General features: G+C 69.3%; 19 protein-coding genes. 10 read left to right on the forward strand and 9 right to left on the reverse strand.

Translation table 11 applies throughout. The annotated features are described in order from the left end of the window. Position 1: 1 nt before the first annotated feature. From D451_RS0101505 to D451_RS0101520, 4 genes are all read left to right on the forward strand, one after another. Positions 2-862, forward strand: coding sequence for a cytochrome c biogenesis CcdA family protein (locus D451_RS0101505; RefSeq protein WP_017533160.1), 861 nt, complete (start codon positions 2-4; stop codon positions 860-862). A gap of 486 nt (positions 863-1,348) precedes the next feature. Beyond that, positions 1,349-2,563 (forward strand): amidohydrolase, encoded by a 1,215-nt coding sequence (locus D451_RS0101510; RefSeq protein ID WP_017533161.1) that lies wholly within the window; start codon positions 1,349-1,351, stop codon positions 2,561-2,563. 244 nt (positions 2,564-2,807) lie between these two features. Continuing rightward, a complete protein-coding gene (locus tag D451_RS0101515) occupies positions 2,808-3,371 on the forward strand; it encodes a hypothetical protein (RefSeq protein WP_017533162.1) in 564 nt (187 codons plus the stop codon). A gap of 32 nt (positions 3,372-3,403) precedes the next feature. After that, the gene (locus D451_RS0101520) at positions 3,404-3,679 is read left to right on the forward strand and encodes a hypothetical protein (protein WP_014911228.1); all 276 of its coding nucleotides are present in this window, start codon (positions 3,404-3,406) and stop codon (positions 3,677-3,679) included. Between the two features lie 97 nt (positions 3,680-3,776). On the opposite strand, the gene D451_RS0101525 is transcribed toward D451_RS0101520, so the two are convergent. From D451_RS0101525 to D451_RS0101540, 4 genes are all read right to left on the reverse strand, one after another. Next, a complete protein-coding gene (locus D451_RS0101525; protein ID WP_014911772.1) occupies positions 3,777-4,937 on the reverse strand; it encodes an ABC transporter permease in 1,161 nt (386 codons plus the stop codon). Further along, a complete protein-coding gene (locus tag D451_RS0101530; protein WP_017533163.1) occupies positions 4,934-6,100 on the reverse strand; it encodes an ABC transporter permease in 1,167 nt (388 codons plus the stop codon). The genes D451_RS0101525 and D451_RS0101530 overlap by 4 nt, the downstream gene beginning before the upstream one ends. Positions 6,101-6,111: 11 nt before the next feature. Next, positions 6,112-7,047: an ABC transporter ATP-binding protein gene (locus D451_RS0101535; protein WP_036567616.1), complete on the reverse strand. Its 936-nt coding sequence runs from the start codon at positions 7,045-7,047 to the stop codon at positions 6,112-6,114. 217 nt (positions 7,048-7,264) lie between these two features. After that, complete coding sequence (locus tag D451_RS0101540; RefSeq protein WP_017533164.1) at positions 7,265-8,533, reverse strand: nucleotide disphospho-sugar-binding domain-containing protein; 1,269 nt, start codon at positions 8,531-8,533, stop codon at positions 7,265-7,267. A gap of 382 nt (positions 8,534-8,915) precedes the next feature. Here D451_RS0101540 and D451_RS0101545 point away from each other — a divergent pair, with 382 nt between their 5' ends. After that, positions 8,916-10,235: an activator-dependent family glycosyltransferase gene (locus D451_RS0101545; RefSeq protein WP_017533165.1), complete on the forward strand. Its 1,320-nt coding sequence runs from the start codon at positions 8,916-8,918 to the stop codon at positions 10,233-10,235. Between the two features lie 175 nt (positions 10,236-10,410). Then, the gene (locus D451_RS0101555) at positions 10,411-11,391 is read left to right on the forward strand and encodes a Gfo/Idh/MocA family protein (protein WP_241463272.1); all 981 of its coding nucleotides are present in this window, start codon (positions 10,411-10,413) and stop codon (positions 11,389-11,391) included. Positions 11,392-11,403: 12 nt separating this feature from the next. Here D451_RS0101555 and D451_RS0101560 read toward each other — a convergent pair whose 3' ends face one another. Further along, on the reverse strand, positions 11,404-12,699 hold the full coding sequence (locus tag D451_RS0101560; RefSeq protein WP_017533167.1) for a nucleotide disphospho-sugar-binding domain-containing protein: 1,296 nt from the start codon (positions 12,697-12,699) through the stop codon (positions 11,404-11,406). A 120-nt stretch (positions 12,700-12,819) separates the two neighbouring features. After that, the gene (locus D451_RS0101565) at positions 12,820-13,821 is read right to left on the reverse strand and encodes an LLM class flavin-dependent oxidoreductase (protein ID WP_017533168.1); all 1,002 of its coding nucleotides are present in this window, start codon (positions 13,819-13,821) and stop codon (positions 12,820-12,822) included. Positions 13,822-14,051: 230 nt separating this feature from the next. Here D451_RS0101565 and mftF point away from each other — a divergent pair, with 230 nt between their 5' ends. After that, positions 14,052-15,494 carry a mycofactocin biosynthesis glycosyltransferase MftF gene (mftF, locus tag D451_RS0101570; protein ID WP_017533169.1) on the forward strand — a complete coding sequence of 481 codons (1,443 nt, stop codon included), beginning with the start codon at positions 14,052-14,054 and terminating at the stop codon, positions 15,492-15,494. Positions 15,495-16,369: 875 nt separating this feature from the next. On the opposite strand, the gene rfbH is transcribed toward mftF, so the two are convergent. The 3 genes from rfbH to D451_RS0101600 all read right to left on the reverse strand — a co-directional run bounded on the left by rfbH (position 16,370) and on the right by D451_RS0101600 (position 19,471). Then, positions 16,370-17,692 carry a lipopolysaccharide biosynthesis protein RfbH gene (rfbH, locus tag D451_RS0101590; RefSeq protein WP_014908459.1) on the reverse strand — a complete coding sequence of 441 codons (1,323 nt, stop codon included), beginning with the start codon at positions 17,690-17,692 and terminating at the stop codon, positions 16,370-16,372. 104 nt (positions 17,693-17,796) lie between these two features. Continuing rightward, complete coding sequence (locus D451_RS0101595; protein ID WP_017533173.1) at positions 17,797-18,378, reverse strand: dTDP-4-dehydrorhamnose 3,5-epimerase family protein; 582 nt, start codon at positions 18,376-18,378, stop codon at positions 17,797-17,799. 70 nt (positions 18,379-18,448) lie between these two features. Continuing rightward, positions 18,449-19,471 carry an NAD-dependent epimerase/dehydratase family protein gene (locus D451_RS0101600; protein ID WP_017533174.1) on the reverse strand — a complete coding sequence of 341 codons (1,023 nt, stop codon included), beginning with the start codon at positions 19,469-19,471 and terminating at the stop codon, positions 18,449-18,451. 206 nt (positions 19,472-19,677) lie between these two features. On the opposite strand from D451_RS0101600, the gene D451_RS26180 reads away from it, so the two are divergent. The 3 genes from D451_RS26180 to D451_RS26185 all read left to right on the forward strand — a co-directional run. Then, a complete protein-coding gene (locus tag D451_RS26180) occupies positions 19,678-20,268 on the forward strand; it encodes a hypothetical protein (protein WP_017533175.1) in 591 nt (196 codons plus the stop codon). Between the two features lie 26 nt (positions 20,269-20,294). Then, the gene (locus D451_RS0101610; protein ID WP_014909297.1) at positions 20,295-21,254 is read left to right on the forward strand and encodes a daunorubicin resistance protein DrrA family ABC transporter ATP-binding protein; all 960 of its coding nucleotides are present in this window, start codon (positions 20,295-20,297) and stop codon (positions 21,252-21,254) included. Positions 21,255-21,300: 46 nt separating this feature from the next. Then, positions 21,301-22,564 (forward strand): activator-dependent family glycosyltransferase (locus tag D451_RS26185; protein ID WP_036567647.1); only part of this gene is annotated, 1,264 nt, incomplete at its 3' end.

The raw sequence follows: 22,564 nt of genomic DNA on the forward strand, positions 1-22,564 counted from the left end.
CGTGGACATCGGGTTCGTCGCCGCGCTGCTCGGTGGCCTGCTGGCCCTGCTCAGCCCGTGCAGCGCCATGCTGTTGCCGTCGTTCTTCGCCTACGCCTTCCGGGACTCGGGGCGGCTGCTCCTTCGCACCGGTGCCTTCTACGCGGGGCTGTGCCTGACGCTGGTGCCGCTCGGCGCGGGCTCGGCGATGGTGAGCACCCTCTTCTACGGCCACCGCGACCTGCTCATCATGGTCGCGGGCGGTCTGATCATCGCCTTCGGTGTCGCCCAGGTCCTCGGCCTCGGGTTCACCTGGGGCGTCCTCGCGCGGGCGCAGGGCCGTTTCGCGAGCGGTCGGGGGAACCTCTCCGTGCTGGGGCTCGGCGCGGTCTACGGGCTCGCCGGGTTCTGTTCCGGTCCGATCCTGGGCGCGGTGCTCACGGTCGCGGCCACCGGCACCCCGGTCAGGGGCATGCTGCTCATGGCCGCCTACGGGGCGGGGATGGCGCTGCCGCTGCTCCTGCTCGCCTCGCTCTGGGACCGCTATGAACTGGGGCGACGCTCCTGGCTGCGGGGGCGCACCGTGCGGATCGGGCCGCTGGCCACCCACACGACGGCCCTGCTCTCGGGTGCGCTCTTCATCGCGGTCGGGGTCCTGTTCGTGGCCTCCGACGGTACCGCGTCCTTCCCTCTGCCCGGGGCGGAGTGGGCGGCCGATGTCACCTACCGTGCCCAGGAGGCGCTCTCCCGGCTGGGGAGGGTCACCGATCTCATCGCTCTGGTCGCCTTGTCCGGCACGGTCTCCCTCGTGGTGGCGGGGAGCCTTCTCGCCGGCCGACGGGCCCGTCGCGAGGAGGACGAGGAGCCCGAACGGGTGGAGTAGGGCGTGGTGAAGCCAGAGGTCACAGGGGTCTCTGTGACGGGAGTGACCTGAGAGCGACACCCTGCGTGGCCGTGTTCGGCCAAAAACCCTCGGCCGCCGGGAATCAGGCGCTCCGATGCGTAACATCTCTTTTCCACGAAGGGTCGGGAGGGCGAATCCTCACCCTCCGTGGTGGTGGATCGACCGGCGGTGCCCGGTCCGGTCGATGTGGCGGGTCGGGAAGAGACCCGCGTGGACGTGTACGGGCGCGTCCACGGCACAGGGCGTCCGGGCGGGCGTGTCGGGTCCGCCCGGACGCCCCCACCGCGTCCGGTCCCTCTCGAGAGGAATCGGACGAGTGGAACCCGGGTCCACCGGGGGGTGGCGCCATCGGGTGTGGAGCGGATGTTCTCGGGCCCGGGAAACGCCTGGGGGGAGGGGTTCGCGGGCGAAGGGGGAGAGGCCGTCGGCCCCTGCCGGGAGGCGGTCTGCGTTAGGTTGCCCGCCATGGATATCGCTATCACCTCCGGATACGTCGTGCCCGTCGTGGGAGACCCCATCGAGGGCGGGACGGTCCTCATCTCGGACGGGCGGATCACCGCGGTGGGCGCCGCCCACGAGGTCACCGTGCCCGAGGGCGTCGAGGTCGTCGACGCCGCCGGCAAGTGGGTCCTGCCCGGCTTCATCGAGGCCCATGGCCACGTCGGTATCTGTGAGCAGACGATCGGCCTGGCGGGTAACGACACCAATGAGATGACCGACCCCAACGGTGCCCGTATGCGGGCGATCGACGGCATCAACCCCGCCGACGAGGGTTTCGTCGACGCTCTCTCGGGTGGTGTCACCAGTTCCGTGATCAAGCCCGGTTCGGGCAACCCCATCGGAGGGCGGACCGTCGCCATCAAGATGTGGGGCCGGAGCGTGGAGGACCGGCTGCTCAAGGAGCCGGCCAGCGTCAAGAGCGCCCTGGGGGAGAACCCCAAGCGCGTCTACGGAAGTATGGACCGGCTGCCGTCCACGCGTCAGGGTGTGGCGGCGGTCATCCGTGACGCCTTCACCAAGGCGCAGGACTACAAGGCCAAGCGCGACCACGCCCGGAGCGAGGGGACCCCCTTCGACCGGGACAACACCCTGGAGACCCTCGTCCAGGTACTCGACGGCGATGTGCCCTGGTGCCAGCACGTGCACCGCGCCGACGACATGCACACCGCGATGCGGCTGGCCGACGAGTTCGGCTACCGGCTCATCATCAACCACTGCACCGAGGGCCACCTGCTGGCGGACGAGATCGCCGCACGCGAGATCCCGGTCATCACCGGACCGTTGATGATCAGCCGTTCCAAGGTCGAGGTCGGCAACCGCACCCTGGCCGGTCCCGGGATCCTGGACCGGGCGGGCGTCAAGGTCGCCCTGACCACCGACGCCCCGGTCATCCCGATCGAATACCTCGTCTACCAGGCGATCCTGTGCGTCAAGGAGGGCATGGACCGCGACTCGGCGATCCGCGCGCTCACCGTCAACCCCGCCGAGATCATGGGCCTGGACGACCGTGTGGGCTCGTTGAAGCCGGGTCTGGACGCCGACGTGGTGGTCTGGTCGGGCGATCCGCTCGACATCATGAGTCGCGCTCTGCGGGTGTTCGTCGGCGGCCGTGAGGTGTACACCTACGACGAGGAACGACGTGAGGGCGTGATGGCGGACCCGTACTACCGGGAGGGTTGATCTCGGAGACGGCGGCGCAGGTCATGGGGGTGTCCCATGGTCGACGCCCCGGGCCGGCCCGTCACCCCGGTCGTGTCCTCGCCGAACGTCGCGAATATGGGATATGACCGGGGCGGCGATATGTGGGATAACATCTCGACGCGCTGCGCACCGTAGGTGCTGTTCAGTGCCGTCCCGCCGGCGAGACGGTCGGGAAAACGTTACCCCGTGACAAGAACCGAAAATGAATCGAGGTGCGCTCCCGATGTCCTCTCCCCAGCTCGCGAGCCGTAGGGTCATGCTTCGTCCGACTCGTTTCGAGAACCGTGAAGAGATAATCGAGGTTCTCGATGGATCGGGTCTGGAGGATGTGAGGGGCGCCGGCGTCTTCCTCGGTTCCCTGCCGGATGATCTCGGTACTCTCGATGCCGCCTTCTTGGTCGAAGAGAGGTCCCAGGGCTCCACGGTCGGTGTGTGCGCCGTCTTCGGTGTCGATTCCGATGAGAAGTCCGCGCAGGTCAGCATCCTCGTGGAGGATGGCTCTCCCATCCTGGGAGTGGGGGTGGAGACCTATGTGTTCTTCATCGGACACGTCTTCTCCGAATGGGACGTGAATAATATTCACTTCTGGTCCACGGAAGAGCTCGTCGGAATGATCCCCGTCGGTCAGGCGGTGATCAGCGAGTCCAGGGGTGCGGGCGAGGAGCGGGACGGTGAATCCGCGAATCGCGCCAGGGCGTTCACCATCGAGCGAGAAGTATGGGAAATCCAGAGCCACCGATTTCGGAGCTGGATCATGCGCGGACCACAGAAGAGTCGGGCTTCGTAAGCCGTCGGCTCTGTCAGAAAGGGCGGATATTCATGGCCGCAATCGACCGGAACGAATTGCTCTCCCAGATCAGGGTGCAGGCCTACACCATCCTGATGTTCACCACCACCGAACCACAGATGGATCTCCCCGAGCCCAAGAGCATGAAGGACCTCGACTCCTTCTCCATCGTCCAGTTGCTCCTCGCCCTCGAGGACATCTACGACGTGATGCTCCTTGAGGAGATCACCTCGTTCCGCGGCGAGACCTTCGAGGACCTGGCCACCTTCATCACCGAACGGGTCTCCACCGGCGCGGCCGAGGTGTGACCGTCGGAGGCGGGGGAACCGCCTGGGACGACCGCGGTGACGGCGGGCTCCCACGGACACGACCGAGAGTCGTTCCGCGGGGGCCCGCCGTTCCATGTCAGCGGGTGAGGACCCACTTCATCCGCCAGGCTCCGAGCCCGAAGAGCACGACCGCGAACCCGCACAGGGCCCCCAACTGGGGCAGGATGTCGAGGATCCCGCCGCCGTGCCTGATGAGTTCGCTGAAGGCCTCGTACCCCCAGGCGTGCGGGGTGGCGTAGGCCGCCGTTCGGGACGGTCCGGAGAGCGCCTCCAACGGCACCATCGTTCCGCCGGCACCGGCGGCCCCAAGGCCCACGACCAGGGCCGCGGCCAGAGCGCCGCCCTCACTGCGGCACAGCGAGCCGATGAGCATGGCGGTACCCGCGCCGACGAGGCAGAAGGCCGCCACCACCGCCGAGATCGCGAGGGGGTCTCCCCACACCACCCCGAACAGCAGGGAGGAACCGACCAGGATGATGAGGGCCTGGGAGATCGTGACCACGAACCGGCCCAGCGCCTCCCCCGCGATCAGGGTCCTCAGGGGCGTCGGTGTGGAGTACATCCGACGGCTGAGCCCCTTCTGCCGCATCTCCACGACACCGATCGCCGTGGTCAGGGAGATGACGAAGGTGAACAGCAACAGCAGGGGAGGGGCGGCGAGACCGTACTGGCCGACGTCCTGGGGGAAGACGGCCTCTCCGGTGGTGACCGTCTCCACCTCGATGCCGGGGGGATCGGCCTCCTCGGAACGCCGCAGGTTCTCGTCGAACCCCTCGTCGCCGTTCTCGGAGGCGAACTGGGCCGCGCCGATCACCGACGCCTCCTGCGAGGCGATCGAACTCGCCCAGGTCCGGAGAGGGTAGGAGCTCCAGTCGTCGGGGCGGGTCACGAACCCGATCTCGACGGTCCCACCGTCGCGCAGGGTCTCGTCGTAGTCCTCGGGGATGACCAGACCCCCGTTGATCCGCCCCTGTTCGATCCGGTCGCGCAGCTGCTCGTAGTCGCCCAGACGCTCGATGGGAAAGCGTCCGCTCTCCTCCAGCTCGTCGGCCAGGCGTTCGGCGAGGGGCTGGTCCTGGCCGTTCACCACGAGTCCGAGCCGTTGCTGGTCCCCGCCGTAGGACATCCCCATCATGAAGACCATGATCAGGGGAAGGAGCAACATGAAGAAGATGTTGCCCCGATCCCGGAACGTTCGACGCAGGTTGAGTGCCGTGATGGCCAGCGTCTTGCTCATGCGTGCAGCATCCTTCCCATGCGGTTCAGCGCCACCGCGACGCCGGCCACGCCCATGGCCGACAGGACGCCGATCGGGAGGAGCAGGGACACGGCTCCGCCGCCCGCCGTCAGGTCCGTCAGACCTCGCAGGAACCAGTAGTGCGGGGTGACGTAGGTCAGGGCGGCCCAGGGGCCCAGATTGGCCAGGGGGAACAGGGCTCCGCCCATCAGCCCGAGCAGGAGGGCCACGACCGTCGACCAGTTGGTCGCCTGTTCGGAGTTGTCGGCGAACCCGGCCACCGCGGACACGATTCCGACCGCCGCCAGGACGGCCGCGACGGTCAGGGCGGTGACCCCGAGCGGATCACCCCATCGGGCGCCGAAGGTGAGGGTGGACACGGTGATGACCAGGCCCATGCTGACCAGCCCGAAGAGGAGCGTGCTCGCCAACCTGGCCATGAGGATCGTGAAGGTGCCGATCGGCGCCGCGGCCAACCGGACCAGGGTCCCGGTGCGGCGGTCCTCGAAGAGACTGACCACACCCGGCATCGCGGCGAAGAAGAGGAAGAAGACCGCCGCGCCCGCCGCGTAGTAGGTGGAGGAATCGAGCTGTCGCCGGTCCACGTCGGTGTCCTCGACGACCCTGACCGCGGTGGGGTGTCCGGCGGCCTGCTCGGTGAGCGTGGCCTCCTCCTCGGAGGAGGGATCGGTCGTCAGTACGGCGAGCTGTACGCGGTGGTGCTCGGACGCGAAGGCCTCCGCGATGCCGACCGCCACCTCGACCTCCTCGGGGGAGTCGACGTCGCCGATCACACGGATCTCGGCGGACTCGTCGTTCCGCAGGGCCTCGGTGAACCCCTCGGGGATGACGAAGGCCGCGGAGACGTCTCCGGAATCCACCGCCTCGTTCGCCTCGTCCTCCGAGGAGAGGGTCGTGAGTTCCACGATCCCCTCCTCTTCGAGGGACTCCAGGACCTCGTCCACGAAAAGCGAGGAGAGTTCACCGCCGTCGAGGTCGGAAACACCGTAGTGCGCGGTGAATTCCGTTTCGGGATCGCCGCCCAGAAGCATGTTCAGGAGAAAGGCGAGACCGAGGGGCAGCACGATGGCGAAGACCAGAAGGGTGCCGTCTTTGAGACGTTGGCGCAGGTCCTTGAGGACCAGGGTGAAGAAGGCGCTCATGGGTTCTTTCCTCATTCCCGCAGGGCCTTGCCGGTGAGGTGCAGGAAGACCGCCTCCAGGTCCGGTTCCTGTACCTCCACCGAGCGCAGAACGGCCTCGCTCGCGGTGACGACCTCCAGGATCCTCGCGATCACCGATCGCGCGTCCTTCAGGAGCAGACGGACCTCGGAGCCCTCCACGCTGACCTCCCGGACCTCGGAGAGTTCCTTCAGAGCTCGGACCGCCCGGTCCTTGCCGCCGCCCAGCGAGAGGACGATGGTGTCGTCCTCACCGACCTGGGAGATCAGTTCCCGCTGGGTCCCCTCTGCCTGGATCCGGCCGGAGTCGATGATGCCGACCCGGTCGCAGAGCCGCTCCGCCTCTTCCATGTAGTGGGTCGTGTAGAGGACGGACACGCCGTCGGCGGCCTGGCGTTGGATGCTCTCCAGGATCGCGTTCCGGCTCTGGGCGTCGACGCCGACGGCGGGCTCGTCGAGGATGAGGAGTCGGGGTCGGTTGAGCATGCCCACCCCGATGTTGAGACGTCTGGACATGCCGCCGGAGAACGTGGAGACGTTCTCCTTCGCGCGGTCGGTGAGATCGATGATCTCCAGGATCTCGCCGCATCTGCTGCGTGCCTTCGCCCCCGAGAGGCCGTAGAGGCGGGCGAAGAACATGAGGTTGTCCCAGGCGTTGAGGTCCGGGTACAGGGCCAGTTCCTGGGGGACGAAACCGATCTGTCCCTTGGTCGCCGCGTTACTCACACCGTGTTCCTGTCCGTCGATACGGACGGAACCGGAGTCGGCCTTGAGCACGCCGGCGATGATCGAGATCGTCGTGCTCTTGCCCGCGCCGTTGGGGCCCAGGAGACCGTAGGTCTCTCCTTTGTCGATATGGAAACCGACCTCGGCGACCGCTGTGTTCGAGCCGTAGCTCTTGGAGAGCTTCTCGACTTCTAGCAATGCCACGGTGACGTTCTCACCTTTCTCTTGTTCGACATCGTCGGATGATCGGCCACCGGTGTTCCGTAACACGGTCGGCGAATACGGCTGAGACGTTTCTGGGAACGGTCGTTCACCTTGGCCGATGCGCAGTGAACCACAAAGAGACGGGGGAGAAGGCGGGTGCGGATCGCGACCATGCGTGAGCGGGCGATACGTATCCGTTCCGGTGAGGGCCGTGCTCTCAACGGGAGGGGGAGGCGGCGATCCGTTCCAGTTCCGCGGTCATGGCGGCGGGGGTGGGCCGGTCCAACATCTGTTCGCGCAGCAGTGCCGCCCGTTCGGCGAGAGCGGGTTCGGTCAGGACTCGTTCGGACGCCCGCAGGATCTCGTCCGGGTCCGGTTCCGCCACCAGACCGGCGCCCTGGCCCTGGATCAGTCGGGCGAGCATCGGTTCGTCGAAGGTCGGCCGGGGCACGAACAGTTGGGGCAGACCGTGCACGAGTCCGGTCCAGACGGTCCCCGTCCCCCCGTGGTTGATGGTGGCGGTGCTGGTCGCGGCCAGGGCGTGCAAGGGCACGTAGTCCACCAACCGCACATTCGAAGGCACCGTGCCCAGGTCCTGTCGGGCCTTGAGCGGGACGGTGGCCACCACCTCGGCGTCCACCTGACCCAACGCCTCCAACCCCTCGCCCAACGGCAACGTGTACCCACCGAACCGGTCCGTGGCGCTGGTCCCCAACGTCAAACACAGACGCCGACCCTCAGGACGCTCACGCAGCCAGTCCGGCACCACCGCGCGACCGTTGTAGGGAACTAACCGCATCCCCAGATACCGCACCCCCAACCGGCCATCGACCGGTATCCGCAACACATCCGGAACCTGATCGATGGTGGCCTGACCCACCACCAACTCCTCGTCGAACTCCACCCCGTAACGGGCCGCCAACCCCGACAACCACTCACCCAACGGATCCTCACGGACCTCGGGGACCTGCTCCTCCATCCGCCCCAGGAACAACCCCCGGACTCTGGCCAGGGTGTCCACGCCCCAGATGTAACGGACGTGCGCGGCCCCGGCGGCGCGCGCGGCGACCGGGGCACAGAAGGTGATGGGGTCCCACACCACCAGGTCGGGTTTCCAGGTGCGGCACAGGTCCACGAGGTCGTCGGCCATGGAGTCGTTGACCATCCGCCACCAGTGCGGGACCCCCCGGCGGTAGCCCTCGATCAGGTAGTCCCAGGTCACCTCGTGTTCGGGGGCGGCGGCCATCCCGAAGGGCGGGGTGTCCTTCTCCAGGACGCCGAACAGGGAGTAGGCGCGCATCATGCGCCAGAAACCGTGATCCCGGCCGACCGGGGCGAAGGGCAGCCCGGCGGCGGAGACCGCGCCGGCCAGCTCCGGCTGGCTGGCCACCACCACCTCGTGCCCCGCCGACCTCAACGCCCACGCCAACGGAACCAGGTTGAGCAGATCGGTCCGTTCCGCGATCGTCGCGACGACCACCCGCATCGCTGTACCCCTCTCTGAGAACGGGCCCGTTCGACGTCGTGCCCGCGTCGCCACACCCGCGGTGGCGCGGGGGAGGGGCAGAGTATCCGGGCATCGGTCGGGCGGCCAGGCGCCGTCGGTCCTTGGTGGTGGGGCCGGACGCTCGGCGCGGCCGGGACGCCCAGAGCACGTGTGATGCCCCCATGGGCACCACCAGGATTCACATGAGCAACAGAGGGCGACGGAGATGGGCCTCAGCGCCCGAGGTGGTCGTCGAAACCCGGTGAAGCGGTCTTTCCGGTATTCCTTGTCCGGCGCCCGGGCGGCTGTCGCGTACGTCCTTCGGACGGCGGAGCATCACCGTCCGGGGGCACCCGTGTACGGAGGCTGAGGAGGGGCGCAGATGCGCGTGCTGGTGACCACGGCGGCCGAGAAACCGCACTTCCTGGGTCTGGTTCCGTTGGCGTGGGCGTTGAGGTCGGCGGGGCACGAGGTGGTGGTGGCCAGCCAGCCGGAGCTGGCCGGCGCGGTCTCCGCCGCCGGGCTGCCCTTCGCCCCGGTCGGCCGGGACCACGGTTTCTGGCGCATGATGCGCGCCTACTCCCTGCTCGGCGTCCTGGAGAAGGACACCCCGCCCTTCGGGATGGCCGACGCCCCCGAACACGAGGTGACCTGGGACTACCTGATCGAGGGCTACCGCCGGGTGGTCCCGCACTGGTGGCGGATGGTCAACGACTCCATGGCCGACGACCTCGTGGACCTGTGCCGCACCTGGAAACCCGACCTGGTCGTCTGGGGGTCGGTGAGTTTCGCCGGCGCGGTGGCGGCGCGCGCCTGTGGAGCGGCGCACGTCCGTTACATCTGGGGCGCCGACATCTTCGCGCGGATGCGGGGGCTGTTCCTGGAGCGGTCGGCCGAGAGACCCGTCCACTCCCGTGAGGATCCGTTGGGTGAGTGGTTGTCGGGGTTGGCGGCCCGTTACGGGGTGGAGTTCGACGAGGAGCTGGTGGTGGGTCAGGCCACCATCGATCAGGTTCCGGACGTGTTGCGGATACCGGTCGATGACCGGTTGGGGGTGCGGTATCTGGGGATGCGGTTCGTTCCCTACAACGGTCGCGCGGTGCTGCCGGACTGGCTGCGTGAGCGTCCTGAGGGTCGGCGTCTGTGTTTGACGTTCGGGACCAGCGCCACGGATCGGTTCGGTGGGTACACGTTGCCGTTGGGCGAGGTGTTGGAGGCGTGGGGTCAGGTGGACGCCGAGGTGGTGGCCACCGTCCCGCTCAAGGCCCGACAGGACCTGGGCGCGGTTCCTTCGAATGTGCGGTTGGTGGACTACGTGCCCTTGCACGCCCTGGCCGCGACCAGCACCGCCACCATCAACCACGGAGGCTGGGGGAGCGTGCTCACCGGCCTCGCCGCGGGGCTCCCCCAGGCCATCCTGGCCAGTTGGTTCGACAACCCCATGCTCGCGCGTCGGTTGAGCGCGCTGGGCGCGGCGTTGGACGTGCCGGTCGCGCGGGCCACCCCCGAACTCCTCGCCGACAGCGCGCGGCGCGTCCTCGAGGACGAGGAACTGGGTCGCGGCGCCCGCCGGATCGCGGCGGGGATCCGTTCCCGGCCCGCACCCGGGGAGCTCACCGTCGAACTGGAACGGTTGGCCGCGCGAAGGGGGTCCGTACGGGCGGGGGCCGCCACCGGAGACCCGCGCCCCTCCGAGCGATGAGGGAGGCGGGGACGGTCTCCGTCGGCGATCTCCGTGCGGTTCGAGGATGGTGTACTGGGCCGGAGACGGAGTACACGGCGGCCGGCGCGGAAGGCTCCGGCCGAGGCCGGGTCGACGTGGGGGCGGAGTGGGAACGGTTCGTCGGGATCATCGGGATCACTGGAGTGTGAAGGCCGTGAGGGGCAGGGAGAGCACCGTACGACTGGGCGTTCTGGGGTGTGCCGACATCGCCTGGCGGCGGGTGCTCCCCGCCGCCGTCGACAACCCGCGTACGGAACTGGTGGCCATCGCCAGCCGTGACCCCGAGAAGGCGCGCAGGTTCGCGGAACGGTTCGACTGCGACGCGGTGACCGGGTACGAGCGCCTTCTGGAGAGGGAGGACCTCGACGCGGTCTACATCCCCCTCCCGGTGGCCCTGCGCAGGGAGTGGGTGGCACGGGCGCTCACCCGCGATCTGCACGTCCTCTCGGAGAAGCCGTTGACGACCGACCACGCCGGCGCCGCCGAACTGGTCGACCTCGCCAAGAGCCGGGGGAGGGTCCTGCGGGAGAACTTCGGGTTCCTCCACCACTCCCAGCAGAGTCGGGTGGGGGAGATGCTGGACTCCGGCGCGATCGGTCGGGTCTGCTCCGTCGACAGCGAGTTCGGGGTGCCCCGGCGCCCCGACCACGACATTCGTTACGACCCGACTCTCGGCGGGGGAGCCCTGCTGGACGTGGGGGTCTACCCCTTGCGTCTCGCGCAGTACTTCCTGGGCACGGAACTCCGGGTACGGGGCGCCGTACTGCGCCACGACCCCGATCGTGGGGTGGACGTCGGCGGCTCGGTCCTGTTGGCGGACGCCCACGGGGCCTCCGCCCGGCTCGCCTTCGGTATCGGCGTCCAGTACCGGAACTCCTACGCGATCTGGGGTACCGGCGGGACCCTCTCGGTGGACCGCGCGTTCACGCCGCCCGCGGAGATGCGACCGGTGTTGCGGCTGCGCGAGGGACAGGGGGAGGAGACCATCGAGGTGGAGGCCGACCACCAGTTCGCCAACGTCCTCGGTGACTTCGCGACGGCGATCGAGTTCGGAGAGCGGCCGGGTGTGCCCGAGACGATCCTCGACCTGGCGCGGCTGTTGGACGGGGTGCGTCGGGCGGCGGGGAAGCCCTGACCGGCCCGGTCCTCACGTCGCGCGGTGCCGTAGGGCGAGCTCTTCGAACACGGGGACCATCTCGGCCGGGAGGGGACGGGTCCGTGTCTCCTCGGACAGCCGTCGGGCCTCCTCCTGGAAACCCGGCTCGTCCAGCAGCCTGATCAGGCCGCGTCGAACACTCGCGGCGGGCGACTCGGGCGCGCTCACGATCCCGGCGCCCTGACCGGCGAGCAGTTCGGCCCGCAACAACGAGTCGAAGTGCATCCAGGGTCTGAGCGGCAGCTGGGGGACGCCCTCATGGAGCGCGTTGCCGAAGACATTGAAACCGCCGGTGTGGATCACCGCCGAACACGTGGGCAGCAGTTCGTGGAGGGGGACGAAGTCCACGAGAACGGCGTTGTCCGGAGCGTCGACCGAGCCCCGCCACGGGCCGGCCCCCGCGACCACGACCTCCACGGGGAGGTCGGCCAACACGTTCAGGATCTCCTGGAGCTCCTCGGGGGTGGCCGAGGGGAAGAGGGGCTGGCGCGCCGAGGTGGTGCTGAGCACGAGGCACACCCGTGGCCCGCGCGGCCTCTCCCGGAAGCGGCGGGGAAGGACGGCGCGTCCGCTGTAGGGGACATAGCGCATCCTCAGGGGGTCGGGTCCGCCCTGGAGCCGTGCCCAGTCCGGTAGCAGGTCGACGGTGAAGTGCCCCAGGGAGAGGGTCTCGGAGAAGGGGACCCCGTAGCGCGACGCCCACGTGCCCAGCCAGTGGCCCAGGGGATCGTCGTCCTCTTCCGGGACGTCCGAAGTTCCGAGGTTCCGTGCACCGTCGGCCCGGTGGACGTCCAGGAACCGGTTCCTCAGCCAGCCGTAGTAGTCCTGCCCGGGAAGGAAACGCGCGTGGGCCGCCCCCGCGGCCTCCGCCGCGATCGGCGCGGCGGGGAACATCGGGTCCCAGAGCACGAGGTCCGGTCGCCAGGAGCGGCAGAAGGCGGTGAGGTCGGTGATCGTGGGGCCATGGATCACGTCCGCGGACTTGACCTGTCCCTCGACGAGTTTCAGGAGCAGCTCCCGGGTGTGCTCTCCCTCGATGTACTCACGTTTGATGACGAAGCGGTCCCGCCCGGCGGTGCCCGAGGCCTCCTTGCGTCGCATCAACTCCCACCCCCGATAGGGCTCGCCCACGGGGACGAAGGGCAGACCCGCCGCCGCGGCGTGGGGGGCGGACTCCGGATGGCCCGCCACGTGGACCGTGTGTCCCGCGGAGCGCAGCGCCCAGGCCGTCGGCACCATGAAGAGCAGGTGGGATTGGAGCGGAAAGTTCGCGAAGAGCACGCGCATGTCGTTCCCCGGGGTCGGTGGTCGTTCATAGGGCCGGTCGTCCGAGACGGTGGACGGTGCCCGGTTCGGGCATTCGGCTGTAACGCCGGCGGGACAACGGTCGGCCCCCCGGCGACGTGCTCACCCCGTGAGCATCGCGTCGGCCACCAGCCGCAGCGCGACCTCCCGGGCCCGGGCGCTTCCCGTGTGGAACTCGATCATGAGCTCGTCGGCGCCCGCGTGTTCCGCGAACCACCTCAGGTAGCGGGCGGTCTCCTCCGCGGCACCGATGGCGGAGTAGGTGTAGCGCTGAAGGAACCGTCGCCCGAGCGGTGAATCGAAGGCCGCGCGGGTCTCCTCGGCGTTCGAACGACCCGACGACAGGGCCGGGGAGAGACGTCGCCGGGCGGCCCATACCTCCTCCTGCGCCTGAGCCCCGGTCTCCGCGGCGGTGACGTTGACACCGGCGATGAACCACGGCTCGGCGCACTGCGGGGAGGGACGGAACTCGGAGCGGTAGACGCGCGAAGCCTCCTCCAACGGGTCGGGCGTGAAGTGCGAGGCGAAACAGAAGGGCAGGCCCGAGGAGGCGGCCGTCCGGGCCGCGGCGACCGATGAACCCAGCAGGTACAGGGGGACGCGGGTGCCCGTACCGGGGAAGGCCCGTACGGACTCCTCCCCGTGGTCGTCCGGGGAGTCCCACAGATGGCCCCGCAGTTCGGCGAGGTCCTCCTCGTAGGAGTCGGTGCGGTCGGTGCTTCTGCGCAGTGCGCGGGAGGTGTGCGCGGGCCCGCCTACCCCGCGCCCCACCCCCAGATCGATCCGGTCCGGGTGCAGCGTCGCGAGGGTGCCGAAGTGCTCGGCGACCACGAGGGGGGAGTGGTTCGGCAGCATCACGCCTCCGGCGCCCAACCTGATGCGATCGGTCCGGCAGGCCGCGTGGGCGATGAGGACGCTGGTCGCGGAACCCGCGTAACAGCCCTGATTGTGGTGTTCGGTGTACCAGAGCCTGTGGTAGCCGAGCCTCTCGGCGTCGCGGGCCAGCTCGATCCCCGATTCGACCGACTCCGCGAGGGTCGCGCCGGCGAAGATCGGGAGGGGGTCCACCAGGGACAGGGGGACGGGCAAGGCGGTCTCCTTCATCGGTGCTGCGGTCCGCTCCGCACGGGGATGGTTATCGTAGGTCCGCCCGCGCGCCGCTCCCTCCGGCCGTCGGCCTCGGGTCGGTGGCCACCACGGTGAGGGCGCCCCCGCGTCCAGGAGAGGACCGACCGATGACCAGTCCCCCCGATGGTGAAGTGCGAGCGGACGCGTCGGGAGGGGGCCGAAGCGTCGGAACGGTGGTCCCCAGGACCGGATCCACTCCTATCCCCATGGGGTTCGGCATCGTGCCGGCCGACGGGACGATGGTCCGCCCCGGTGGCCGGGCCGTCGTCGGTGGTGACCCCCCGGGCGTCCTCCACCTCTCCTCCGATGAGGCCGAGGCCCTGGCCGGACTCTGGGACCGGCGGGTGGAGACCGTCGAACAGGGCCTCGTGGCCCGTCGCCTGATCAACGCCGGCTGCGCCCATCCCCGGCCCCCCGCGCCCCCCGAGCGGTCGCGGACCGCCGTGGTCATCCCGGTCTTCGGCCGTGTCGACGACCTGGATCGGCTCCTTCGTGCGCTCGGCGATCCCGGGAACGTCGGGACGATCGACGAGGTGGTCGTGGTCGACGACGTCTCCCCGGACCCCGAGGCCGTCGCCGCGATCGCCGCCCGCCATGGTGCGACGCTGGTCGTCCGGTCCGAGAACGGGGGGCCCGCCGCCTCCCGTAACTCCGGGTTCGCGGCGTGCGCCGGGAAGGTCGACTTCGTGGCCTTCGTCGACACCGACTGTGTGCCCGGACCGGGGTGGCTGCCACCTCTGCTCGCCCACTTCGCCGACCCCGAGGTCGGCGCGGTCGCTCCGCGGATCCTGCCCGTGGCGACCGGGGATCCGCTGCTCGCCGCGTACTCGGTCTCCCGTTTCCCTATGGACATGGGGGAGACGGAGGCCCTGGTGAGGACGGGTACGCGTATCGGTGTCCTGCCCACCTGCACGATGGTCGTGCGGTGCTCGGCCGTGGACGGGGTTCCCTTCGACGGGGGCCTGCGTTGCGGCGAGGACGTGGACGCCGTGTGGCGTCTGGTCGACGCGGGCTGGAGCGTGCGCTACGCCCCCGACGTCCGGGTGAGCCACACCGAACCGGTGTCGTGGCGCACCTACATGTCGCGCAGGTTCCATTACGGGAGGGCCTCCGGACCGCTCGCGGTGCGGCATCCGGACCGGATCTCCGCCGTCATGCTGAGGCCGGGCCCCACGGCCGCCGCCTTGGCCCTGACGGCCCTTTCCCCCGTGGCGGCCGGAGCGGTGCTGGGCGCCGCGGTGCTGGGGCTGTCGGATCGACTGCGTCGCGAGGGCGTGCCCGAGTCCGTCGCGGAGGTGGTGACCGCGAAACCGGTCGGCGCGGCCATGATCGGCATGGGGCGCGCCCTGATCCGTCTGGGGTTCCCGGTCCTGCCCCTGGTGCTGGTCCGGCGTGCCGGTCGGGGACGGAGGATCGCCGTTCTGGGGGCCCTGGCCGTCGCTCCGGCGCTACGTGACTGGCTGGCCCTCCGACCCCCCGTCGACCCGGTGCGTTGGACATTGGTGGGTCTGGCCGACGACCTGATCCATGGAGCCGGGATGTGGTCCGGTGCGATCCGCGAGCGGACCGCCGCGCCGCTCCTGCCGCGTCTGTCGGGGCAGAGGTCCGGTGACGGTGTCCTGATCCGGAGCGGGCGCTCACGCAAGTGAGAAGGCCCCGGAGGTGGCGACGCGATGTCGGTCATCTCCGGGGCCTCGGCCGTGGGCGCCGGTTCCAAGGGGCGTCGACCTTGTCACGCACCCTGGGGTCGGCGGCCTGGACGGCCCTCGGTCCTACAGGGTCTGCGCGACGCTGCAACTACCGATGCTGTAACCGCTGCACATGAGCGGGGTCTCTTCCGAGGCGAGTTCGAGGTCCAATTCCTGGAGCGCGAGGATGTCATTGAGAGTCAAGGCGATATCACCTCCTGTGTAGGCGGGTTCGGAAATTCCTGTGTGTCCTACAGGGTCTGGGCGACGCTACAGGTACCGATGCTCAGGCCGCTGCACATGAGCGGGGTCTCTTCCGAGGCGAGTTCGAGCTCCAATTCCTGGAGCGCGAGGATGTCATTGAGATACAAGACGAAGTTCCTTTCAGTGATCACTTGACACGGGGTGAGGAAGATTCGCCCATGATCTTACAGGTCGTGGGCTTGCGACTAAAGAGTCTGGGCGACGCTACAGGTGCCGGCGCTGAGGCTGCTGCACATGAGCGGGGTCTCTTCCGAGGCGAGTTCGAGCTCCAATTCCTGGAGCGCGAGGATGTCGTTCATGGGCATTGTTCTTCGGCTCCTAGAAGTGATGGGACGATTTCTGAAAGGCGAGCGATCGGACTTCTCCGACGCCTGCCGGTACAGCTCGAGGCTCGTCCATTCGAGTGCCTCGGTGTAGAAATTAACCCAAGGCAATCTCGATGGAAACCCGGTTTTGAACACCGATTCGGGGATGGCTTGTTCGGGCAGGTCACAGCGGCCGGTATTCGGCCGGAACCCGGTTGCGGTGGGTCCGGGAGAGCGCGCGGCGCCCCCGCCGGACCCACCCGAGGGTCAACGTGTCCCGCCCGCGTGCTTCTTGACGAACTCGATGATCGAGGAGGCCACGTAGTCGATCATCTCCTCGGTGAGGCCCGGGTAGACGCCGACCCAGAAGGACCGGTCGGTGATGACGTCGCTGTTGGCCAGGGTGCCGGAGATCCGGTGGGGCCGATCGATGTAGGCCGGATGCCGGGTCAGGTTTCCGGCGAACAGCAGACGTGTGCCGATCTTGCGCGCTTCCAGGAAGGACACGAGCGCGGCGCGGTCGAAGGGGGCGTCGGGATCCACGGTCAGCACGAAACCGAACCAGCTGGGCTCACTGCGTTCGGTCGCCTCGGGCAGGCGGAGCCACGGAACGTCCTCCAACGCCTCGCGCAGCCGGCTCCAATTGCGGCGTCGGGCCGCCACGAACTCGTCGAGCCTGGTGAGCTGGCTGAGTCCGAGCGCCGCCTGGAGGTCGGTGTTCTTGAGGTTGTAGCCCACGTGGGAGTACGTGTACTTGTGGTCGTAGCCTGCGGGAAGGTTCCCCATCTGGAAGCCGAACCGGCGGAAGCAGGCGTCGCTCTGCCCCGGATCGCACCAGCAGTCGCGCCCCCAGTCGCGCATCGATTCGACGATCCTGGCCAGGGGGAGGTTCGAGGTGAGCACGCACCCGCCTTCTCCCATGGTGAGGTGGTGGGCCGGGTAGAAGCTCACGGTGGACACGTCCCCGAAGGTGCCCGTGAGCCGACCGTCGTAGGTGGACCCGACCGCGTCGCAGTTGTCCTCGATGAAGAAGAGCCCGCGATCCTCGGCGAGCTGCTGGATCTCGGTGGACTCCAGGGGGTTGCCCAGTGAGTGGGCCAGCATGATGGCCCGGGTCCGGGGGCCGATCGCCTGGGCGATCTGATCCACGGTGGTGTTGTAGGTGCCGATCTCGACGTCCACGAACACGGGGACGAGCCCGTTCTGGAGGACCGGGTTCACCGTGGTCGGGAAGCTCGCCGCGGCCGTGATCACCTCGTCGCCGGGGAGCAGCCGCTCGTCCCCCAACAGGTGGGAGGTGAAGGCGGAGAGCGCGAGCAGGTTCGCGGACGATCCGGAGTTGGTCAGGTGCGCCTTGCGCAGACCCAGATAGCGCGCGAACGCCGACTCGAAACGTCTCGAGTGCGGTCCGGCGGCGATCCTCATGTCCAGGGCGGCCTCGACCAGGGCCGCCCTGTCGTCCTCGGTGAGTACGGCGCCGGAGGTCCAGATCTCGGTCTCGCCCGGCACGAACCCGGTGTCCCGGTCCATCTCGCGGTGATAGGCGCGGACACTTTCGAGGATCTGTGCTGGTCGTTCGCTGGTCTCCATCCGACTCCTCCTGAGTGGGGGCGGTCTCGGTGGGCTTCGAGACGGCGGGGCACGGCGGTGTTCACGTCACGGGGCGTCCGGCGGGACGTCCGCCGCGGGTGGTCTCAACGGGTCTCTTCCCACAAGGGCAGGAGTCCCGCGGCGGCGGCCTCCGCGACCCCGTTCGCCCGAGCGTCCTTCTCCGACATCAGGGGCCGTTCGGTGAACCCCCAGGGGAGGGCGAGCTCGGGGTCCAGGGGATCGACGTCGACCTGTGTGCCCTGCACATGGGCGGTGGACAGCACGTAACAGATACAGGTGTCGTCGGCCAGGGAGAGGAACCCGTGGCCCACCCCCGGAGGTACGTAGACCGAGCGTCCCGAGGCCTCGTCCAGCGAGGTGACGTGGTGCTCGCCGAAGGTCGGTGAGCCGATGCGCAGGTCCACCACGATGTCGCGTACGGCGCCGCGTACACACGTCACCAACTTCGCCTGTCCCGGGGGCACGGTCACCGAGTGGACGCCCCGCAGAGTGTTGCGGCGGGAGACGGAGTAGTTGATCTGGTGCGGTCGGAAGGGAGCCTCCCCCGCCGCCTCGACGTCCTCCGTCCGGATGCCCTCGTAGAAGACACCACGCTCGTCGGGTATGCGGGCCGGATCGAAGATGAGCACACCTGGGATGGCGGTCCGCGAGATGTCGGCTGCCACGCTTCTCCTTTCACCCGGGTGCGGTGGTCCGCCGGAGCGGGTTCCATGGACCGAAGACCGCAGAACGCTACTACTCCGCGGCGGTCCGCCGTGCTCGGGAGCGGCGTGCCTCCTCCAACAGATCGGACAGGGAGCGCTCCAGATCCCTTCGCGGACGCCATGACAGCAGCTCGCCGGCGGCGCCGATGTCCATCCGTTGCCACCGGGGATCGGAGCGGCCCGTCTCCGAGGCCCGCTCGACGATGTCGAGGGGGGCGCCGCTCAACGCGATCATCCGTTCCACCGCCTGTCGCACGGGTATCGCCCGCCCGCAGCCGACGTTGACGACCCGTCCTCTGACCGAGGCGAGGGGCGCGGTCGCCGCGGCCAGCACCGCCTCCGCGACGTCGCGCACGTCGACGAAGTCCCGTTGCGCGCGCAAGGGGGTCAACCGCAGCCGTGGACGTTCGCCGGAGGTCCGGGCCCGCTCTGCCGCCTCGGCCAGGCTGTGGGCGACCGTGCCCAGGAGGCTCTGACGTGGGGCTCCGGGGCCCACCACGTTGCCGATGCGCAGCACGGTCCCGTCCAGTCCCCGGGTACGGACGGCTTCGATGACCGCGAGGGTGGCGCGGAGTTTGGCCGCCGCGTAGGCGCCGACCGGCCGGGTCGGGCCGTCCTCCAGGAAACCGGTCCCGACCTCGCCGGTTCCGTACTCGTGGATGCTGCCCAGGTGGACGAGCCTCGGGGGTTCGGGTGCCGCGGGCAGGGCGTGCGCCAACCGTTCCACGGCCTCGGCGTTGACCGCGAGGAGTTCGCTCGGCTCGCCGCCGTGGGCCCTTCCGGCGGCGTTGATCACGACCCTCGGGGCGTGGTCGTGGACGAGCCGGACGAGTTCGGCCTCGGTCGCGGACGCGAGGTCCATCGGGACCGAGTCGTCGGGCGTACCTCCGGCCGGAGCGTTCCTCGACACGGTGACGACCCGTGCCCCCGTCGAGCGCAGGGCGGCGCACACGTGGCGGCCGAGGAATCCGGTGCCGCCGAACACCAGGACGCGCTCTCCCGACAGGTCGGAGAAGCTCTGCTCGGACGGGTCGTACCGGGGTGCGGTGCCCATGGCCCTCTGGTTCGGATGTCTCGCCGGCGGGACCACCGGGGTGGTCGCACCGGGCCGTGTCGATGTCGGGGGAGAGTGTGCACCGGACGGTCCGGCCGCTCAACCTCGCGGCCTCGAGCGGGGCCCGGTCCGGCGTTCGGCCCGGTGCTAGGGTCTGCCTGCTCATCGGCACGGAACGACCCAGACGAGATAGCAGGGGTGTCGGCGTGATACTTCCACACATCCACACGCCCGGAATCGCACTTGAGGCCACTCGGACCAGGACCGGCCGCGAGGTCCACGCCGAGTTCGCGGACCGGGGGGTGCGGGGCATCGATCGACGGGACGTGCTCTCGTCCCCCACGATCTGGCCGAACCGGCGCATGCAGGAGATCTCCGCGCAGTTCTTCGTGCGCGTCGGCGAGGAACGCGCGCTCCTCGGCTACGTCTCGCTGCACGAGTTCAACCCGAACAGCGGGTACGTCAAGTGCGCGGTGACCGTGGACCGGGAGGCCCCGGAGGACGTCCACACCGCGGTGGTCGCCCTGACCGTGAACTACGCGTTCGCCATGTGGAGCATCCGCAAACTCTACTTCTGGACCCCGGAGCCCGAGGTGCGCGGACTGGCCGCGACCGGGGCGGTCCCGGCGCGGGAGGGCACGCTCCCCGAGCACCTGCTGGACGAGGGGACCCTCCGCCCGGTGAACGTGTTCGCCCTCTACCGCGCCCAGTGGGAGGAGACCGGCGTGGCCTTCGTCGAGTCCCTGGTCGCCGGGGCCGGGACCCGGGAGTACCTCGTGGACCGGGGGACCTCGTGAGCGCCCCTTCGGAGGTCGCCCCGGACATGGCCATCTCCACCCGCGGACTGCGCAAGGTCTACGGGGAGATCGAGGCGGTCAAGGGCGTCGACCTGGACGTCGGCCGGGGCGAGATCTTCGGTCTGCTCGGCCCCAACGGTGCCGGGAAGTCCACGATGATCCGGATGTTGTGCACCCTCACCGAGCCCACGGGCGGTACGGCCCTGGTCGCGGGACACGACGTGGTCGCCGCCCAGGAGGAGGTGCGTCGTGGGATCGGTCTCGTGTTCCAGGAACAGACGCTGGACCTCTACCTGACCGGCTGGCAGAACCTGCGTTTCCACGCGGACATCTACGGCGTCCCCAAGGGTGTGGCCGATGAGCGCGTCGACGAGGCGCTGGAGATGGTCGGCCTGGTCGAGCACCAGCACAGGGTCGCCGGGTCCTACTCGGGGGGCATGCGGCGCAGGCTGGAGATCGTCCGTGCGATGTTGCACCGTCCCGCCGTGCTGTTCCTGGACGAGCCCACGGTCAGCCTCGACCCGCAGACGCGCCAGGTGATCTGGGAGGGCATGCGGGAGAACAACCTGCGCGACGGGACCTCGGTCTTCATGACCACGCACTACCTGGAAGAGGCCGAGAACTGCGATCGCATCGCCATTCTGGACCGGGGCGAGATCGTCGCCCAGGGGACGCCGCGCGAGCTGAAGGCCGGTATCGGCAGGGACCGCGTCGAGTTGATCTCCGCCGATGGCGCGGAGCTCGGTAGGGCGCTCCAGGAGGAGTTCGGCGTCACGGCCTCGGTCGAGGGCGACAAGGTCGTGATCCACGTGGCCGAGGGGGAGAGGTTCCTCCCCGAACTGTTCGCGCGGCTGAGCACCGGTATCCGCTCGGTCTCCGTGACACCGCCGTCGTTGGACGACGTGTACCTCGCCTATACGGGGACCGGCTATCGCGTCGATGGTCACCCCGATCCGGAACCCGAACCGAGGCCCGCGAAGGCCTGAGCCGGGGGTGCCCCGGTCGGGGCGCCGAGGGCGTGGAGGAGGACGTGTGCGCGTAGTGATCGCCGCGCAGGCCGAGCGGACCCATTTCCTGGGTCTGGTTCCGTTGGCGTGGGCGTTGAGGTCGGCGGGGCACGAGGTGGTGGTGGCGAGCCAGCCGGAGCTGGCCGGTGCGGTCTCCGCCGCCGGGCTGCCCTTCGCCCCGGTCGGCCGGGACCACCACTTCGGGCGGATCAGCCGCCGTTTCGCCTCCGGCGGGCTTCCCCTGCTCGACTTCGGTGAGGAGGACGAGAGCAGGCTGACCTGGCGACACCTCAGGGACGGGCACCGGCAGCTGGTCCCCTTCTGGTGGCGGATGGTCAATGAGCCCATGGTCGGCGATCTCGTGGACCTGTGCCGCACTTGGAAACCCGACCTGGTGGTGTGGGAGCCGACGACGTTCGCCGGTGCGGTGGCGGCGCGTGCCTGTGGGGCCGCGCACGTGCGCTTTCTATGGAGCGTCGATCTGTTCGCGCGGATGCGGGGGTTGTTCCTGGGGCGGATGGAGGAGCAGGTCCCCGAGGTCCGTGAGGATCCGTTGGGTGAGTGGTTGTCGGGGTTGGCGGCCCGTTACGGGGTTGGCTTCGACGAGGAGTTGGTGGTGGGTCAGGCCACCATCGATCAGGTCCCGGACGTGTTGCGGATACCGGTCGATGGCCGGTTGGGGGTGCGGTATCTGGGGATGCGGTTCGTTCCCTACAACGGTCGCGCGGTGGTGCCGGACTGGCTGCGCCGGCCCGCCGAGGGTCGGCGTCTGTGTTTGACGTTGGGGACCAGCGCCACGGATCGGTTCGGTCGGTACACGTTGCCGTTGGGCGAGGTGTTGGAGGCGTTGGGTCAGGTGGACGCCGAGGTGGTGGCCACCGTCCCGCTCCAGGCCCGCCAGGACCTGGGCACGGTGCCTTCGAACGTGCGGTTGGTGGACTACGTGCCGTTGCACGCTCTGGCCGCGACCAGCACCGCCACCATCAACCACGGAGGGCCGGGAACGGTGTTCACCATGGCGGCGCACGCCGTCCCCCAGGTCATCGTGGGGCGGGCGCGTCTGTTCGACGAACCGGTCCTGGCGCGCCGGATGGCGGAGGCGGGCGCGGCCGTGGCCCCGGAGCCCGAGCGGGTCGATCCGCGGACCCTGTACGAGGGGGCGGTCCGGGCACTGGAGGGCGAGTCCCTCACCCGTGGGGCCTTGGCGCTGCGGGAGCGAATGGCCTCACAGCACGACCCCGCCGCGATCGTCGAGTGCCTGGAACGGCACACGATCGAACGGCGGGCCC

The sequence above is a fragment of the Nocardiopsis alba DSM 43377 genome, assembly GCF_000341225.1.
GTDB lineage: Bacteria > Actinomycetota > Actinomycetes > Streptosporangiales > Streptosporangiaceae > Nocardiopsis > Nocardiopsis alba.

Excerpts from the sequence above, each read along its gene's own strand:
- D451_RS0101510 (WP_017533161.1), top strand. The coding sequence starts at position 1,349 with ATGGATATCGCTATCACCTCCGGATACGTCGTGCCCGTCGTGGGAGAC.
- D451_RS0101515 (WP_017533162.1), top strand. The coding sequence starts at position 2,808 with ATGTCCTCTCCCCAGCTCGCGAGCCGTAGGGTCATGCTTCGTCCGACT.
- D451_RS0101520 (WP_014911228.1), top strand. The coding sequence starts at position 3,404 with ATGGCCGCAATCGACCGGAACGAATTGCTCTCCCAGATCAGGGTGCAG.
- D451_RS0101525 (WP_014911772.1), bottom strand. The coding sequence starts at position 4,937 with ATGAGCAAGACGCTGGCCATCACGGCACTCAACCTGCGTCGAACGTTC.
- D451_RS0101530 (WP_017533163.1), bottom strand. The coding sequence starts at position 6,100 with ATGAGCGCCTTCTTCACCCTGGTCCTCAAGGACCTGCGCCAACGTCTC.
- D451_RS0101540 (WP_017533164.1), bottom strand. The coding sequence starts at position 8,533 with ATGCGGGTGGTCGTCGCGACGATCGCGGAACGGACCGATCTGCTCAAC.
- D451_RS0101545 (WP_017533165.1), top strand. The coding sequence starts at position 8,916 with ATGCGCGTGCTGGTGACCACGGCGGCCGAGAAACCGCACTTCCTGGGT.
- D451_RS0101560 (WP_017533167.1), bottom strand. The coding sequence starts at position 12,699 with ATGCGCGTGCTCTTCGCGAACTTTCCGCTCCAATCCCACCTGCTCTTC.
- D451_RS0101565 (WP_017533168.1), bottom strand. The coding sequence starts at position 13,821 with ATGAAGGAGACCGCCTTGCCCGTCCCCCTGTCCCTGGTGGACCCCCTC.
- mftF (WP_017533169.1), top strand. The coding sequence starts at position 14,052 with ATGGGGTTCGGCATCGTGCCGGCCGACGGGACGATGGTCCGCCCCGGT.
- rfbH (WP_014908459.1), bottom strand. The coding sequence starts at position 17,692 with ATGGAGACCAGCGAACGACCAGCACAGATCCTCGAAAGTGTCCGCGCC.
- D451_RS0101600 (WP_017533174.1), bottom strand. The coding sequence starts at position 19,471 with ATGGGCACCGCACCCCGGTACGACCCGTCCGAGCAGAGCTTCTCCGAC.
- D451_RS0101610 (WP_014909297.1), top strand. The coding sequence starts at position 20,295 with ATGGCCATCTCCACCCGCGGACTGCGCAAGGTCTACGGGGAGATCGAG.